This is a genomic window from Sutcliffiella halmapala, from assembly GCF_050107295.1.
Classification (GTDB): domain Bacteria; phylum Bacillota; class Bacilli; order Bacillales; family Bacillaceae_I; genus Sutcliffiella_A; species Sutcliffiella_A halmapala_A.
Genome location: NZ_JBNIKR010000003.1, coordinates 255,073 through 270,695, shown reverse-complemented (window position 1 = coordinate 270,695; position 15,623 = coordinate 255,073). Strand labels below are relative to the sequence as shown.

The 15,623-nt window shown below is 48.2% G+C and carries 17 protein-coding genes; 15 read left to right on the top strand and 2 right to left on the bottom strand.

The features are described from left to right. From ACQCT5_RS07155 to ACQCT5_RS07095, 13 genes are all read left to right on the top strand, one after another. Positions 1–438 carry a PTS mannitol transporter subunit IIA gene (locus ACQCT5_RS07155; protein ID WP_499640423.1) on the top strand — a complete coding sequence of 146 codons (438 nt, stop codon included), beginning with the start codon at positions 1–3 and terminating at the stop codon, positions 436–438. Between the two features lies 1 nt (position 439). Then, on the top strand, positions 440–1,588 hold the full coding sequence (locus ACQCT5_RS07150; protein WP_499640421.1) for a mannitol-1-phosphate 5-dehydrogenase: 1,149 nt from the start codon (positions 440–442) through the stop codon (positions 1,586–1,588). Between the two features lie 296 nt (positions 1,589–1,884). Continuing rightward, complete coding sequence (locus tag ACQCT5_RS07145; protein ID WP_499640419.1) at positions 1,885–2,478, top strand: transposase; 594 nt, start codon at positions 1,885–1,887, stop codon at positions 2,476–2,478. Between the two features lie 69 nt (positions 2,479–2,547). After that, on the top strand, positions 2,548–4,152 hold the full coding sequence (locus tag ACQCT5_RS07140; protein WP_499640568.1) for a gamma-glutamyltransferase family protein: 1,605 nt from the start codon (positions 2,548–2,550) through the stop codon (positions 4,150–4,152). A 151-nt stretch (positions 4,153–4,303) separates the two neighbouring features. After that, positions 4,304–4,873 (top strand): chromate transporter, encoded by a 570-nt coding sequence (locus ACQCT5_RS07135; protein WP_499640417.1) that lies wholly within the window; start codon positions 4,304–4,306, stop codon positions 4,871–4,873. Next, the gene (locus ACQCT5_RS07130) at positions 4,870–5,400 is read left to right on the top strand and encodes a chromate transporter (RefSeq protein WP_499640415.1); all 531 of its coding nucleotides are present in this window, start codon (positions 4,870–4,872) and stop codon (positions 5,398–5,400) included. The genes ACQCT5_RS07135 and ACQCT5_RS07130 overlap by 4 nt, the downstream gene beginning before the upstream one ends. 129 nt (positions 5,401–5,529) lie before the next feature. Further along, on the top strand, positions 5,530–6,135 hold the full coding sequence (gene pcp / locus ACQCT5_RS07125; protein WP_499640413.1) for a pyroglutamyl-peptidase I: 606 nt from the start codon (positions 5,530–5,532) through the stop codon (positions 6,133–6,135). 17 nt (positions 6,136–6,152) lie between these two features. Further along, positions 6,153–6,980, top strand: coding sequence for a DUF1028 domain-containing protein (locus ACQCT5_RS07120; RefSeq protein WP_499640411.1), 828 nt, complete (start codon positions 6,153–6,155; stop codon positions 6,978–6,980). 426 nt (positions 6,981–7,406) lie between these two features. After that, positions 7,407–7,589: a hypothetical protein gene (locus ACQCT5_RS07115; RefSeq protein WP_499640409.1), complete on the top strand. Its 183-nt coding sequence runs from the start codon at positions 7,407–7,409 to the stop codon at positions 7,587–7,589. A 126-nt stretch (positions 7,590–7,715) separates the two neighbouring features. Continuing rightward, positions 7,716–8,018: a DUF4212 domain-containing protein gene (locus tag ACQCT5_RS07110; RefSeq protein ID WP_499640407.1), complete on the top strand. Its 303-nt coding sequence runs from the start codon at positions 7,716–7,718 to the stop codon at positions 8,016–8,018. A 196-nt stretch (positions 8,019–8,214) separates the two neighbouring features. Continuing rightward, positions 8,215–9,867 (top strand): sodium:solute symporter family protein, encoded by a 1,653-nt coding sequence (locus tag ACQCT5_RS07105; RefSeq protein WP_499640405.1) that lies wholly within the window; start codon positions 8,215–8,217, stop codon positions 9,865–9,867. Positions 9,868–9,938: 71 nt separating this feature from the next. Next, positions 9,939–11,780, top strand: coding sequence for a DUF294 nucleotidyltransferase-like domain-containing protein (locus tag ACQCT5_RS07100; RefSeq protein ID WP_499640403.1), 1,842 nt, complete (start codon positions 9,939–9,941; stop codon positions 11,778–11,780). A gap of 18 nt (positions 11,781–11,798) precedes the next feature. Further along, complete coding sequence (locus tag ACQCT5_RS07095) at positions 11,799–12,446, top strand: 3'-5' exonuclease (protein ID WP_499640401.1); 648 nt, start codon at positions 11,799–11,801, stop codon at positions 12,444–12,446. A gap of 38 nt (positions 12,447–12,484) precedes the next feature. Here the strand turns inward: ACQCT5_RS07095 and ACQCT5_RS07090 are convergent, their stop codons facing one another. Continuing rightward, positions 12,485–13,018 (bottom strand): hypothetical protein, encoded by a 534-nt coding sequence (locus ACQCT5_RS07090; RefSeq protein ID WP_499640399.1) that lies wholly within the window; start codon positions 13,016–13,018, stop codon positions 12,485–12,487. 108 nt (positions 13,019–13,126) lie between these two features. Then, on the bottom strand, positions 13,127–13,540 hold the full coding sequence (locus tag ACQCT5_RS07085; RefSeq protein ID WP_499640397.1) for a BsuPI-related putative proteinase inhibitor: 414 nt from the start codon (positions 13,538–13,540) through the stop codon (positions 13,127–13,129). A gap of 294 nt (positions 13,541–13,834) precedes the next feature. Between ACQCT5_RS07085 and spoIIID the strand changes: the two genes are divergently transcribed. After that, entirely contained in the window at positions 13,835–14,098 is a 264-nt protein-coding gene (spoIIID, locus tag ACQCT5_RS07080) for a sporulation transcriptional regulator SpoIIID (protein WP_204412950.1), read from the top strand. Positions 14,099–14,545: 447 nt separating this feature from the next. After that, on the top strand, positions 14,546–15,547 hold the full coding sequence (locus tag ACQCT5_RS07075; RefSeq protein ID WP_499640395.1) for a rod shape-determining protein: 1,002 nt from the start codon (positions 14,546–14,548) through the stop codon (positions 15,545–15,547). Positions 15,548–15,623: the final 76 nt, after the last annotated feature.

The window sequence follows — 15,623 nt, the reverse complement described above, 5'->3', positions numbered from 1 at the left end:
ATGGCATTACCAATCTTGGCAAAAGAAAACATCGTATTGAACGCATCAGCAGGAACAAAAGAAGAAGCAATTGAAATGACAGGCAAACTTCTTGTACAACGAGGATATGTAGAGCCTTCCTATATCGGAAAAATGCTCGAGCGCGAAGAACTGACTTCTACTTATATGGGCAACTTTGTAGCGATTCCACATGGCACGGAAGATGCGAAAAAAGCGGTAAAAGAATCAGGAATTGCGATTTTACAGGTTCCGAATGGAGTAGAGTTCGGCGCAGGCAATGTGGTTAAGCTTCTTATCGGCATAGCAGGAAAAGGGGACGAACATCTGGAAATCCTTTCTCAAATCGCGATTGTATGCTCAGAAGAGGAAAATGTCCAAAAAATTGTGGACGCAAATTCATCAGAAGAAATCCTGGAACTATTCGAAGGAGTCAACTAACATGCAGGCACTTCATTTTGGAGCAGGTAATATCGGGAGAGGATTTATCGGCGCACTTTTATATCAAGCGGGCTACCATACCACCTTTGTCGATGTGAACAGCGAAATCGTCGATCTCATCAATGATAGACAAGCTTATCGCGTCGTTTTGGCAGACCAGACACAAGAGGAATTGCTGGTGAAGAATGTTTCTTCTATCAACAGCATGTCCCAGCCTGAAGAGTTAGAAGAGGCCATAGTAAAAGCGGATATCATTACGACCGCAGTGGGCCCGTCGATTTTGCCTATCATTGCAAAAGCTTTGGTAAAAGGACTTCGCAAAAGGATTGAAAGCAACCGGTCCCACCTTAACATCATCGCATGTGAAAATCTGATAGGGGGAAGCTCCTTGTTGAAAATGCATGTGTATGAGCAGCTGGCACCGGATGAGAAGGAGGCGTTCGACCAATCCTTTGCATTCCCGGACGCTGCAGTCGACCGCATCGTGCCGAACCAGACGAACGAAGACAAGCTGCTGGTAACAGTAGAGCCCTACTACGAGTGGGTGGTGGACCGTTCCGCAATCATTGGCGAAACGCCGGACATCAAGGGAATCACCTATGTGGACGACCTGACCCCCTATATAGAACGCAAGCTGTTTACCGTTAACACCGGGCATGCCGTAGCGGCATATATCGGCTATCAGAAAGGGTTCCCTACGATCGATGAAGCCCTGCAGGATGAAACGGTGAAAAAATTAGTGGAGTCGGCATTGAATGAAACAGGAATGGTACTGATCGGGAAGTATAGATTCGATAAAGCCGAGCACCAGGCATACATTCATAAAATACTGGCACGCTTTGCGAATCCCTACATTACCGACGAAGTAACCCGTGTCGGAAGAGCCCCGATGCGAAAGCTAAGCGAAAATGATCGACTTATAGCACCAGCCAAGCAATACCAGGAGCTATACGGCCACTCGCCTGCAAGTCTTGCAAAAGCCATCGCTGCCGCACTCACCTATGATGTAAAAGAAGATGAAGAAGCAGTAGCCATCCAGCAACTCATCCAACAAAACGGCCTCGAACAAGCCCTTGAGGAGATCACCGGGCTTAACAGAAGTTCAGATCTGGCTAAGAGGATAGTGGCGGAAGTGGAAAAGCTAGTTTAAAAGGTCACAAAAAAGACAAAATAAATCGCTACTTACAGGCATAAATCAAAACACAACTGGGTATAATTAAACTACCGATACAAAGCAACACAACAGCGCAACAAATAGAGAATGTCTCGACCGTTGAACGTGGGTACCGTTCAGCGGTTTTTTTCTGTTTTTATGGGGGGAGGACGAGGGGTTTTTATAAAAATATCAAATCGGGGCCAGACCCCAGCAGGATTTTCCTCTCCCATGTAGAACCTATAACAGTTCAACATCAAAATACCCAAACTAGAAAGGAAGATGTCACAAAGATGCCCAGAAAACAAAGATTGTGGTTCAAGGGAGCGAAGTACCACGTCACCACACGGGGAAACCGCCAGAGCAATATTTTCATGGAAGCGGACGATTACATCATGTACCTCTACACCATCAAGCAAGCCAAAAAGAAATTTCACTTCTACCTTCACGCCTACTGCCTCATGTCCAACCACACCCATCTCCAAATTGAAACGACCGACACCGACATCAGCAAAATCATGCACTATATCAACACAAAATACGCGGTGTACATCAACCGCAAGTACAAATGGAACGGACATCTTTTCCAAGGTCGATTCGGCGAAAAGCTGATCAAGGACCTCGTCTATGAAATCGAGGTCAGCAAATACATCCATCTGAACCCCGTCCGCGCCAAACTGGTCACTAGGCCAGAAGAATACCCCTGGAGCAGCTACCGCACGTACTTTTACAACCGCAAGGACGACCCCATCATCACCACGGGCCACATCCTGAACTACTTCACCGACCACCCAACAGGATCCTATGCCAACTACATCCAAACCCCCAATACCAGAATCCATTTCACACCCAACCGAAAAGTTGAATTTTCTATTTTGAAAAAATAAAGAAAATTAAGTATAATAGGTATTAATTCGAAATACGAAATAATAGGGGGAACTTACATAATGCACAACATCGACTACTTAAACAATCCATACCCATCCCAGCGAAACACCATATTTGCCAAAAACGGGATGGTCGCTACCTCACAGCCGCTTGCAGCTCAAGCAGGCCTCGATATCCTGAAAAAGGGCGGAAATGCCATTGATGCAGCAATCGCGACAGCGGCATGCCTAGCTGTCGTGGAGCCGACTTCCAACGGAATCGGAGGCGATGCCTTTGCACTCGTCTGGACAAAGGGAGAACTTCACGGCCTGAATGCAAGCGGACCGGCACCACAATCCATTTCCATCGAAGCGGTAAAAGAACGTGGACACGAAACCATGCCAAAAATGGGTCTGATTCCAGTAACCGTACCAGGTGCTCCATCTGCATGGGCAGAGCTTTCGAAAAAGTTTGGTAGATTACCATTATCTGAAGTTCTTCAGCCTGCCATCGACTATGCGGAGAACGGATATCCTGTGTCACCAACCCTCGGCAAGTACTGGAAAGGCGCCTATAATGCCTATAAAAAAGCGTGCACGACCGAAGAATTTGCACATTGGTTCGAAACCTTTGCACCAGAGGGACGCGCACCTGAAATCGGAGAGATGTGGTCATCAAAAGGACATGCAGAAACTCTCAGACAAATTGGGGAGACAAACGGGGAATCCTTCTACAGAGGAGAGCTCGCACATAAAATTGCTGACTTCAGCAAGCAGCATAACGGCTTCCTGACCTATGATGATCTTGCAGCCTACCAACCGGAGTGGGTGCAGCCGATCAAGGTCAATTACCGCGGCTACGATGTATGGGAGATTCCGCCGAACGGCCAGGGAATCGTGGCGTTGATGGCACTGAACATGCTGAAAGAAGACACGTTCACAGAAAGAGACTCTCTCGAAACCTACCATAAACAGATCGAAGCAATGAAACTGGCATTCGCTGACGCAAAAAAATACGTATCTGACTCGACAACTATGACACACACATCCGAAGACTTGCTCTCCGACTCCTTCGCAAAAGCGCGACGCGAACTTATCGGAGACACAGCCCTGACGCCGGAACCAGGAACACCACCTAAAGGCGGAACGGTCTACCTGGCAACAGCGGATGGGGAAGGGAATATGGTATCCTTTATCCAGAGCAACTACATGGGCTTCGGTTCAGGTGTTGTCGTACCAGGAACAGGTATCGGCCTGCAAAACCGTGGCCATGACTTCTCCCTAGACCCTGAGCACGAAAACGCACTGGCTCCAGGAAAGAAGACGTACCACACCATCATCCCGGGCTTCCTGACAAAGGACAACGAGGCAGTAGGCCCATTCGGCGTTATGGGTGGCTACATGCAGCCACAGGGCCACATGCAGGTCGTCATGAACACCGTCGACTTCCACCTCAACCCGCAAGCGGCTCTCGACGCCCCAAGATGGCAGTGGATGGAGGACAAAAAGGTTGTGGTCGAACACCACTTCCCGCAGCACCTCGCCCAAGCCCTTGCGCGCAAAGGCCACCAGATCCAGGTAACCCTGGACGGAGGCAGCTTCGGCCGAGGACAGATCATCTGGCGCGATCCGAAAACAGGCGTGCTGAGCGGCGGAACAGAATCGCGTACCGATGGGGCGATATTTGCTTATTGATAAGTAGGGTCAATTTATAGGGGGCCTGACCCGCACCACAGTAAAGTGATAAAGAATGTTGCCCTGAACATGCATTCTAACAACACCTGCTTTATCGCTTTACTACACTGAGGGTCAGGCCCCCATCATTAGTTTTAGGAGGCAGCACACCATGCATCAAACACAAATCTTCCTTTCCTTCTTCCGCATCGGCATGCTTGGCTATGGCGGCGGTCCGGCGAGCATTCCGCTTGTACATAAAGAGGTTGTAGAGAAAAACAAATGGCTCACGGACGATGATTTCTCGGATATCCTCGCCATGGCCAATACGTTACCTGGTCCCATCAACACGAAAATGGCCGGTTACATCGGCTATCGCGTGGCTGGCTACCGCGGGATGTTCAATGCTTTGTTGGCATCCACCATACCGACCATCATCCTAATGATTGTCCTGCTTACCACACTTGCAAGCTTCAAAGACCAAGCATGGGTGCAAGGCATGACCAAGGCTGTTCTGCCGGTGGTCGGCGTGATGCTTGCGGTTCTTACGTGGGATTTTTTCGACAAATCGAAAAAAGGCTTAGGTTGGATAGCGGCGGTCACCCTAATCATAGTCAGTTTCCTGACCATCGAATTGCTGGGGATTCACCCAGGTATCGTCATCGCAGTCCTATTGGCTGCAGCCATTTTCAAAAAAGATAAACCTAAGCCGACGCACGAAAAAGGAGGGGACGCATCATGATTTACTGGGAGATTTTCCTCGCCTTTTTCATACCGGGCATCCTGGGGTACGGGGGAGGCCCCGCATCGATTCCCCTTGTAGAAAACGAAGTGGTCCTCCGCTACGGCTGGCTTACGGTCAGTGAATTCAGTGAGGTCCTTGCATTGGGGAACGCTTTACCAGGACCGATCGCCACCAAAATGGCCGGCTACATCGGCTATGAGCAAGCCGGAATTCTCGGAGCAGCCGTAGGAGTATTTGCCACAGTCGCACCATCACTAATCCTGATGATTGCGCTAATGAGCCTGCTTTACAAATTCCGAAACTCGCCAAAAGTAAAAAGAATGTCCAACTACGTCCGCCCGACCATCGCCCTGCTCCTTGGAGTCATGGCATACCGCTTCTTCTTCGAATCATACGAAGGATCAGGAGCACTCCAAACACTATTCCTAATCGTCGCAAGCTACCTGCTGCTAGAGCGATGGAAAGTGCACCCTGCCTACGTAATAAGTGGAGCATTGGTTTATGGAGCGGTTGTGCTTAGTTGACATAATGACGGGGGTCTGGCCCCACCATTAGTAAGTTAACATAACAACAGGGGTCTGGCCCCACCATCAATAAAGTTAACATAACAACAAGTGCCAGACCCCCCACCCCACATAAGGAGGCCACACAAAATGAAAAAACTACTCTTAACAGGCTTCGTTCCTTTCCTTGACTTCCCTGTAAATCCCACAGAGGAGATCGTGAAGTCGTTGGACGGAACTACTATAGGAGACTACCAGATTATCAGCAAGGTGCTGCCGGTAGACTTCCAGCAGTCTGAAAAGGAAATCCTGCAGCACTACACGGAATTCCAACCTGATGCAATCGTATCGCTGGGTCTTGCTGCCGGTCGCGCGCATATCACACCGGAGCGCATCGCCATCAACTGCAAGGACGGCGCCCCAGACAACAACGGCGTCACGTGCCAGGACGAGCCGATCAACCCCGACGGTCCAGATGGCTACATCTCGACACTACCGATTCGCACCATGGTCAACCACCTTACAGAAAACGGCTTCCCAGCAAAAATTTCGAACACCGCCGGAACCTATCTTTGCAACAACGTCATGTACGCCATCCTGCACAAAATCGCAGAAGAACAGAAGCAAGACCGAATCAAAGCCGGATTCATCCATATCCCGGCATCCCATGACCTGGCTATCAAACTGAAAAACAGTCCAAGCTGGTCACAGCGAGATTTGACAGAAGCAATCCGCTTAGCATTACAAACGCTATAATATAGGAGGCAACCAAAATGACTTATTCCATCATTGGTTTTGATCCGAAAGAAAAAGAGTGGGGGATTGCTGTCCAATCGAAGTTTCTCGGTGTCGGGGCAGTAGTTCCTTTTGCTGACGCCAACGCAGGAGCCATCGCGACACAGTCCTACGCCAACACTACCTATGGTCCCGAAGGGCTCAAGCTTTTAAAAGAGGGGAAAACCGCGCAGGAAGTGGTCGACCTTCTGACAGAAGCCGATGAGGACCGGGCATATCGACAGCTTGGCGTAATCGATGCACAGGGCAACGCAGCTACCTACACCGGTGATAAATGCTACAACTGGGCTGGTGGGCAGACGGGTGCTTATTATGCTACACAAGGAAACATCCTCGTAAGTGAAAAAACTGTCCATGCAATGGGAGAAACGTTCACCCAAACGGAAGGCACCCTGGCCGAGCGGCTTCTTAAAGCTCTGGCAGCTGGACAAAATGCAGGGGGAGACAGCAGAGGGCAGCAGTCCGCCGCACTGTTAGTGGTAAAAGAAAAAGGGGGATACGCGGGATTCAACGACCGCTATATCGACCTGCGAGTGGATGACCACCCACAGCCGATCGAGGAGCTAATCCGAATCTATCAGCTGCAGCAGTTGTATTTCGCCCCCACAAAACAGGAGAACATTCTCGAAATTACAGGGAACTTGGAACTGACCCTCAAAACACAGCTCGAAAAACTTGGCTACAAAACTGACAATCTGCAAGAAGCGCTCACCACCTACATCCATACAGAGAACTTCGAAGGCCGCGAGCAGGCAAAAGGTTACATCGATAAAGAAGTCCTTGACTATATCCTGGCACAAAAATAGAGCGTTCCTTTAGCGGACGCTCTTTCTTTATAATGGAGCAAGCTGAAAAACTAGCTTTACCCACCCAACTATAGATATCCATAAAGGAATGCAAAAGAATGCCCCCCATACAAGTCCTTTAAAAAAACGTTCCTCCTCCATAGCAACCCTCCATCTTACAATAAAATTACTATAGTTATTGACCGATAGAGCTACCCGTATACTTCCCACAGAAGTTAAACCCCTTTTGTTCTAATACACCTCCCCATATTCCTCTAAAACTATGTTCAATTTGGTAGTTGACTAAAGTAACAGCATGTTTCATAATCTAATTATTAGAATTATTATAAAATTCTGTTTTATAACAATGCAGACTTTTACCGAGGAGAGGGGAGGCCTACAACCAAAAAATAAAAGCGCTTACAACAAGAAAGAGGTGGAAGCACAATGTATTTCTTCTTTGCATTCCTGGTCGTCGTCGTTCTTTGCATATTCTTCGCCATCAAAAAACAACGGCCAATCCTGCTGTCCGTACCGGTATTCGCACTCGCATTCTACGTAATCGTGGAAATCGCACTTGTGCCCGGATCATTCATTGACACCGTCAAGTTCATCTTTACCCTGCAATAACAAATCTTTTGCAATAAAAACTTTAAATATTTTTTTATTTATTTTTATTTATTTTAAGTGCCTGACCCCGGCAGGGATTTTCCCTTCCGTGTCGAAACCCCAAAAGTTCATGAAGGAGGTTTTCTTTTGAAGAAGATTGATAAGTCTGTTGCTGATGCGTATTTTCGCGAGAAGACGAGGTATATTTTCATTTATCTGGCCATTTGGTTTGTTGTTTCTTTTGGCGTGGTGATGTTTGCGGAATCCCTTGATTTCACTATTTTCGGCGGCTTTCCTTTCCATTATTATATGGGTGCACAAGGTTCAATCCTGGTCTTCATCGTTTTGCTATTCGTGAATGCGAAGGTGAGCGACAAGATCGACCAGAAGTATGGCATCGACGAAAAGGCAAACGAGCAGATGAGCTACGGCAAAACGCTCGACCACTAAATCCCGTAAGCAGCACACATAACTATGCATCAACCCAATCGTAACCCTAGCCACCGGATCTAATCCACCCAAGACCCTCACAATGAAGAATCTCAGTTTCAAACAATCGACCCATCACTGTTTGAAAAAGAAATCTCTACTCAACTAACTCAAGTTAAAAACCACAGAATCATCACATACAAAGGGGGATGTACAGTTGGATAATCAGTTTATTGTATCGCTATCATTGATATTGGTCACCTTTGCGCTCTACATTGGAATCGCCATTTTCAACAAAGCACGCCAGACCTCGGATTTTTACGTAGCGGGTCGCGGGGTGCCACCGGTATTTAACGGGATGGCCATCGGAGCGGACTGGATGAGTGCGGCTTCATTCATTGGAATGGCCGGAACCATCATGCTTCTCGGTTATGACGGACTTGCTTACATAATGGGTTGGACCGGAGGTTACCTGCTCCTTACCTTCCTGCTTGCACCGCAGCTTCGCAAATCTGGGCGCTACACGGTGCCGGAGTTTATCGGGGACCGTTTTGACTCCCACACCGCACGCGTAATCGCTGCGATCTGTACGATCATCATCAGTTTCACCTACTCTATCGGGCAGCTTTCCGGCTCCGGAGTGGTAATCGGACGTCTTCTTGAAGTGGATGCAAAAGTTGGAACGATGATCGGGGTCGTCCTGATCGCCTTCTACGCAGCCTTCGGAGGAATGAAGGGGATTACATGGACACAGGTGGCGCAATACGTCGTCCTGATCATCGCCTATTTGATTCCGGTTATTTTCATGTCCTTGCAGCTTACCAGTAACCCGCTGCCATGGCTGACTTATGGAAATATTGTCAATGAGATGGGTGCGCTCGACCGCGAGCTAGGTATATCCGAATATTTCGCTCCATTCACCAACGGAACGAAGTGGCAGTTCCTTGCGCTTATGTTCACCCTGATGGCCGGTACTGCGGGATTACCGCACGTTATCGTTCGTTTCTACACCGTTTCCACGATGAAAGCGGCGCGTTGGTCAGGAGCATGGGCACTACTTTTTATCGGACTACTATACCTCTCTGCACCAGCCTATGCGGCATTCTCCCGTTTCATCCTGATGAAAAATGTAGCAGGACAGCCGATTGACCAACTGCCAGCTTGGACGGAATCCTGGGTCAACACAGGTAAACTGCAGGTTGCCGACACGAACGGCGACGGCATCCTTCAATGGGCAGAGCTGATCATTGCCAACGATATCGTCGTAATGGCAACACCTGAAATCGCAAACCTTGGAGCATTCATCATCGGACTAGTGGCAGCTGGAGCCATGGCAGCAGCCCTTTCCACAGCAGGCGGACTGATGATTGCCATCTCGTCTTCCTTTGCACATGACATCTATTACCGTGTCATGCGACCGAATTCCACTGATGCAAACCGTCTGATGGTCGGTCGTATCACGATTGTGACAGCAACCGTACTAGCGGGACTTGTGGCGCTTAACCCGCCAGGCGCGATCACGCAGATTGTCGCATGGGCATTCGCGCTCGCATCCGGAACATTCTTCCCATCGCTGCTTCTAGGAGTATGGTGGAAACGTGCCAACGCACAAGGCGTCATCGCAGGAATGCTCGTCGGTCTAGCAGTCACGCTTTCCTATATCTTTGCTGCAAAATATGGCGGCTTCACGATTCTCGGAATCATCGACACTGGAGCAGGAGTATTCGGCGCAGCATCCGCCATCCTGACCATCGTCATCGTTTCCCTGATGACCAAAGCACCATCACAAAAAATCCAGGACGAAGTAGCCGATCTTCGTTACCCGGAACAGATGACATACAAGGACGGAGACGTCTGGTTGAACAAATAAGCTATAACCCTGAGGAGCAGTCCCACCCGCTGCTCCTCTTTTTCTACTAAAAGTAAAAGGAGGCCGCCAAAATGCACCATCCCCTATTCCACAACCTCACCAAAGAAGAAAGAACAAACCTACTCACCCGCTGCCAAATCCACACCTTCACCCACCATCAGCCAATCCTGAAAGCGAATGAAACCCGGGAAGGGCTCTTTCTCATTCAATCTGGAACGGTTGAAGTCTATCTCCATTCGAACAATCAAGATGAAGTCTTGGAAATTATCAAAAAGGACCAACTGATCGGCCTCTCCCATTTCATCCATTTTCTCTCTGATTCACCCACCACCGACGAGGCATCCCTGCTCCAAGTCCGGGCCATCGACGATGTGACCACCCTCTATATCCCTTTCTCTGTGCTAAAAGAAAGATGGAGCGACCCAACAGTCCGAGAATACCTGCTCACCCAGATCAGCGCACGCCTTCATGATGTCTATCAATCTCTCGCCGAACAGGTCCAACTCTGGAAAAAGCTCACAGAATCCGACACAGCGACACTGAGAGTGCAGGATGTCCTATCAAAAAAATTCGTCCAAGCGACAAGCACCGATACCATCCAAACGGTCGCCCAGAAACTCTCGGAAAACAACCATACAGCTGCCGTTATTACAGAGGACAACCAACTACAAGGCATCATCACCATGCACGATTTCGTAAACAGGGTCATCGCAAAAGGGGAAAGCCTCACCCAACCCGTCCATAACGCCATGACATCCAACCCGATCACCATCGAACACACCGCCTACTTCTATGAAGCTCTCACGACCATGCTGCTCCATGGCATCAAACACCTGCCTGTTACAGACGGCAAAAAAACTGTTGGACTCCTCACCCTAACCGAGCTCCTCCAGATCAAAAGCACAAACTTCCTGAAAGGGACAACACAAATATCTGCAGCTACCACAGACACCCTGCCAACCATCAAGACAGCCTTATACTCCACACTCGGCACCATGCTGCAGCAGCAAGTCCCGACCCTGCATGTGCTGGACGTCATGAACACCCTGTTCGACCAGCTCATCCATCGCTGTGTCGAGCTTGCCATCGAGGAAATGCCTGCAAGCCCTCCGTCCAGTTTTTGCTTCTACCTCATGGGCAGTGCCGGCAGAAGGGAGCAGTTCCTCCTCACCGACCAGGACCACTTCCTCGTCTATGAGGCCGATAGCAACAAAGTGTACTTCCAAGAACTATCGAAAAAAATCGTCGCAAACCTCGAGCTGGCAGGCTACAAAAGATGCCCGGGAGACATGATGGCCTCCAACCCGCAGTGGAGTGGCACCCCTGAGCGCTGGAACAACCGCCTTAGAGAGTGGGTGCTGCACGCCACCAACGACCGGCTCCTGCTCGCACAAAACTTCTTTTCCTACAGGCTCATATACGGGGACGATACGCTGCACAAGCAATTCAAAACAAACATCGAGCAGTCCCTGGACAGGGCGAAAATCTTTTTATATCGCCTGTCCCAGCTCGAACGCGAAAACCCGATTCCGGCCTTGGAACAGCCCATCCGTTCCATTTTCCGGATGCAAAAGAAAACCATCGACCTGAAAAAGCACATTCTTTTTCCGTATCACCATAGCCTGCAGATCCTCGCGCTGATGAACGGGATCACATATGGCACGCCAATCGAGAAAATCGACCTGCTCCACGAGAAAAGGATCCTTTCCAATAGCTTTCAAAAGGATCTCAAAGCATCAATCGAATCCATCCTGGACTATTACGTGAAAAACCGCTGGAACCAGCACCAAAAAGGGGAGAAGCTGACCTCAACACTGGACATCACCACCATGACAACCCGTGAAAAAGAAGAGCTCATGCTCAGCATCCGGCTCATCAAGGAGTTGCAAAGCCACATGCTATCGTACTATTAGGAGAGGAGGTAAACACAGATGTTTCCATTCGCCCGAAAGGATTATTTCCCGAGCAATTTAGTAGAAAACCTACCGCTTTCTACACCAATCGACAAACTGGAATTCACTGTTTTCGATACAGAAACGACCGGATTCAACCTGGCAAAAGAGGACAGATTAATTGAAATCGGTGCAGTGAAGGTGAAGGGAATGGAGGTGGTGGAGGAGAGTGCCTACCAAAGCTACATCAACCCGAATCGACAAATCCCTCGGGAAATTACCGAACTGACCGGAATCGCCAATGAACAAGTGGAAAAAGCGCCTGACGCTATGCAAGCGATACAAAAACTGACCAGTCTAGCCAACCAGACGTCCGCCTGCTATGTCGGGCACTATATCGCTTTTGACATGCACGCCATCAAGTACGAGCTCAAGCGCCTCAATCTGTATTGGAAAGCACCGAAAGCCATCGACACCCTCAACCTGATCGGCTATATCGCCCCTAGCTACGACATGCGTGATCTCGAAAAATATGCCCGTGATTTCGGGACAAGGATCTATCAACGCCACTCGGCAATCGGGGACGCCATGACCACGGCCTATCTGTTCGTGGAGCTTCTCCACATCTGCGCTGACAGGGGGATCAACACTTGGGGGGACTTGTTGAGGATAGGGGAAGGTGAATAAAAAAATGCCTCTACCGGACATGGCAGACGCATCACTATCTATTCTTCTTCCTCCAAATAAACATCCACTTTATATTCCTCAGCCGTCTCTGCAAATAACCTCTCATGCTTATCGAATTCTTCGAACGATAAATCATAAGCTGCAGATGCCTCTTCTGACATTTCGAAGTTCCCGCTGCTCATATCCTCTGCATAAATGACATAGCTTTCAAGCAGCTTTTCATTAGAAAGTATCAAGGCCTCGTGGGATGCCTGCAGAGGCTCCCAATCCACCGTCACCTCTTTGGTCTTTTGTAGCACCTTTTCCAAAGCGGGAATGGTGGTTTCAGTTAGAAATGCGAGTGCTTTTGCATCATCCTCTTCCGCCCAGAAACCAGTTTCAGCAGCAACTTCAATATCGTAACATTCTTCTATGATAGGATTGGTGGCATCCAGATAATCCAATATCGCAGTCTCCGCATCAAGATGATCCGTTAGTTTCACAGCCGTTTCTTCCAAAAGTGAACATCCAGCCATCATCATTGCCAATACGACGATAAGGCCAACCTTCCATACCCCTATACAATTACGCATTCCCATTCCCCTTTTTATGTAAAAAATGTCCATTCCAAATTTAAATATATCCGACAAGGCCTTTTACGTCTACAGATAATTCTACGCCATAAAAAAGAGCCTACGACATCAAATCGTAAACTCGAGCTCTCCGCGTGCTTTTGGCCAATTACCGCCTGTAAGCCATACTTTCACCTTATAGTTTCCGGGAGTTAAGTTCTTCAGAGGAATGTCGAAGCTCATTTCATCCCCTGGTGCCACCATGATTTCCTCATAGATCATGATGAAGAACTTGCCTTCTGAAAATTGTTCGACGCGCTTGCCATCCCGATACAAAATGTAATCGTAACGCTGACCGCTAGTGAATATTACCTTGGCCGCGCTGTTCCCCGTGTTTTCAACAATAAAGTGCAGCATCACCGAATCCGGCCCTGAGGGTGAATAGGTAAGAGTGGCTTCCATTGCCATAATCTTCACTTCCTTCGCATAAACTGAGTATCCCTTTCTATATATATTCCACACTCCTAACCTTAACCCTGCCATTTTTCACCCTGAATGGTTCCTCAAAACAAAAGAATTCAAAAAAATCGAACAAATCCCTTGTCCCACTTGACATTATTAGCATAAAGCAGGACACAAGCTAATAAACTGTAACTAACCAAACATACAAAGAGAGTGTTTGAGGTGAGGGATCGTAGATTGTCTCGAAGCATAACACCAAACATCCTAATCGTTTTTCTATAAAGCACAACTGTAAGCACTAGGCACTTCGTTACATCGGAATAAGCGGGTCTCATTTCACATTCCTCAACATCCAATTTAGGGAGGGCGAGTGGTGTGCACGATTACATCAAAGAGAGAACTATCAAGATTGGAAAGTATATCGTGGAGACAAAGAAAACAGTTCGCGTGATTGCGAAGGAATTTGGCGTTTCCAAAAGTACTGTCCATAAAGACCTGACAGAAAGACTGCCAGAGATCAACCCAGACTTAGCGAATGAAGTGAAGGATATACTCGATTACCATAAATCCATCCGGCATCTGCGCGGCGGGGAAGCCACCAAGATGAAGTACAAGAAGGAAGAGGAAGCCGTAAAATAAACAAATTCCAGCGGACAGCACCAATACTAATGAAGAACAGTCCCTCCTAGTGGCTGTTTTTCTATTTTTACGGGGCAGCAGTAGGAGCTTTCGCCCGGAACTTTAGATTTGCGCCCGATTAGAGCTAACTTTCGCCCGGAAACAAAGATTTGCGCCCGAAAACCAAGGACATTCGCCCGTAAAATCTAAAATACGCCCGAACACTGAAATTCGACAAAAATCGCAACACAAAAAACCTCCTCCAAAAAACTGGCACAAAAGTCCCATACCCCCATCTGCCAACGTATCAGCCGTAACCTAAAATATTCGACAAAAATATCAAATTTTTGACATGAAATTAATGTTAATTTCAACCTTTTATTTGTAATTTGTGATAGAATATACAATTAGGACTATAAGTTGTTCGGACAACAGTCGCAAAGCATATGCAAGGAGGAAAATAGTAACATGTTTGCTAGGGATATAGGGATAGACTTGGGGACGGCAAACGTTCTCATCCACGTAAAAGGAAAAGGAATCGTTCTGAATGAGCCGTCGGTAGTGGCACTTGATACAAACACAGGTAAAGTATTAGCGGTAGGAGAAGAAGCCCGCAAGATGGTAGGGCGTACTCCAGGAAACATTGTAGCGATGCGACCGCTAAAAGATGGAGTAATCGCAGATTTCGAAGTCACAGAAGCAATGCTGAAGCATTTTATAAAAAAATTGAACGTCAAAGGCTTCCTTTCCAAGCCGCGTATCCTGATCTGTTGCCCAACGAACATCACTTCCGTTGAGCAAAAAGCAATCAGAGAAGCGGCCGAAAAAAGCGGCGGCAAAAAAGTATACCTGGAAGAAGAGCCGAAAGTGGCAGCAATCGGAGCGGGAATGGACATCTTCCAGCCTAGCGGCAACATGGTAGTCGACATCGGCGGAGGAACAACCGACGTAGCAGTACTCTCCATGGGGGACATCGTAACAGCGAGCTCCATCAAAATGGCCGGCGACAAATTCGACGCCGAAATTCTTCAATACATCAAGAAAAAATACAAGCTGTTGATAGGTGAGCGCACAGCGGAAAACATCAAGATCTCAATCGCGACCGTCTTCCCTGGCTCACGCAACGAATCCATTGACATCCGCGGACGCGACATGGTCAGTGGCCTTCCACAAACAATCACTGTCTCATCCGAAGAAATCGAAGAAGCTCTTCGCGAATCCGTACAAGTCATCGTACAAGCAGCGAAAAGCGTCCTAGAACGCACACCACCAGAACTATCATCCGACATCATCGACCGAGGTGTCATCCTGACAGGCGGCGGCGCACTCCTCCACGGCATGGACCAACTCCTAGCCGAAGAACTAAAAGTGCCCGTCCTCGTCGCAGAACAACCAATGAACTGCGTCGCGATCGGCACTGGAATCATGCTAGACCATATTGATCGGTTACCAAGAAAAAGCTTCGCATAAAAACCCAAGAGAGCAGCCCCATAAAAACGGCTGCTCTTTCCTTATCCTCCAATAAACAAAATTTTATAAGACTACC

Bases quoted from the DNA above. Each gene is read 5' to 3' on its own strand.
- ACQCT5_RS07155 (WP_499640423.1), top strand. From the start codon at position 1: ATGGCATTACCAATCTTGGCAAAAGAAAACATCGTATTGAACGCATCA.
- ACQCT5_RS07150 (WP_499640421.1), top strand. From the start codon at position 440: ATGCAGGCACTTCATTTTGGAGCAGGTAATATCGGGAGAGGATTTATC.
- ACQCT5_RS07145 (WP_499640419.1), top strand. From the start codon at position 1,885: ATGCCCAGAAAACAAAGATTGTGGTTCAAGGGAGCGAAGTACCACGTC.
- ACQCT5_RS07135 (WP_499640417.1), top strand. From the start codon at position 4,304: ATGCATCAAACACAAATCTTCCTTTCCTTCTTCCGCATCGGCATGCTT.
- ACQCT5_RS07130 (WP_499640415.1), top strand. From the start codon at position 4,870: ATGATTTACTGGGAGATTTTCCTCGCCTTTTTCATACCGGGCATCCTG.
- pcp (WP_499640413.1), top strand. From the start codon at position 5,530: ATGAAAAAACTACTCTTAACAGGCTTCGTTCCTTTCCTTGACTTCCCT.
- ACQCT5_RS07120 (WP_499640411.1), top strand. From the start codon at position 6,153: ATGACTTATTCCATCATTGGTTTTGATCCGAAAGAAAAAGAGTGGGGG.
- ACQCT5_RS07115 (WP_499640409.1), top strand. From the start codon at position 7,407: ATGTATTTCTTCTTTGCATTCCTGGTCGTCGTCGTTCTTTGCATATTC.
- ACQCT5_RS07100 (WP_499640403.1), top strand. From the start codon at position 9,939: ATGCACCATCCCCTATTCCACAACCTCACCAAAGAAGAAAGAACAAAC.
- ACQCT5_RS07095 (WP_499640401.1), top strand. From the start codon at position 11,799: ATGTTTCCATTCGCCCGAAAGGATTATTTCCCGAGCAATTTAGTAGAA.
- ACQCT5_RS07090 (WP_499640399.1), bottom strand. From the start codon at position 13,018: ATGCGTAATTGTATAGGGGTATGGAAGGTTGGCCTTATCGTCGTATTG.
- ACQCT5_RS07085 (WP_499640397.1), bottom strand. From the start codon at position 13,540: ATGGCAGGGTTAAGGTTAGGAGTGTGGAATATATATAGAAAGGGATAC.
- ACQCT5_RS07075 (WP_499640395.1), top strand. From the start codon at position 14,546: ATGTTTGCTAGGGATATAGGGATAGACTTGGGGACGGCAAACGTTCTC.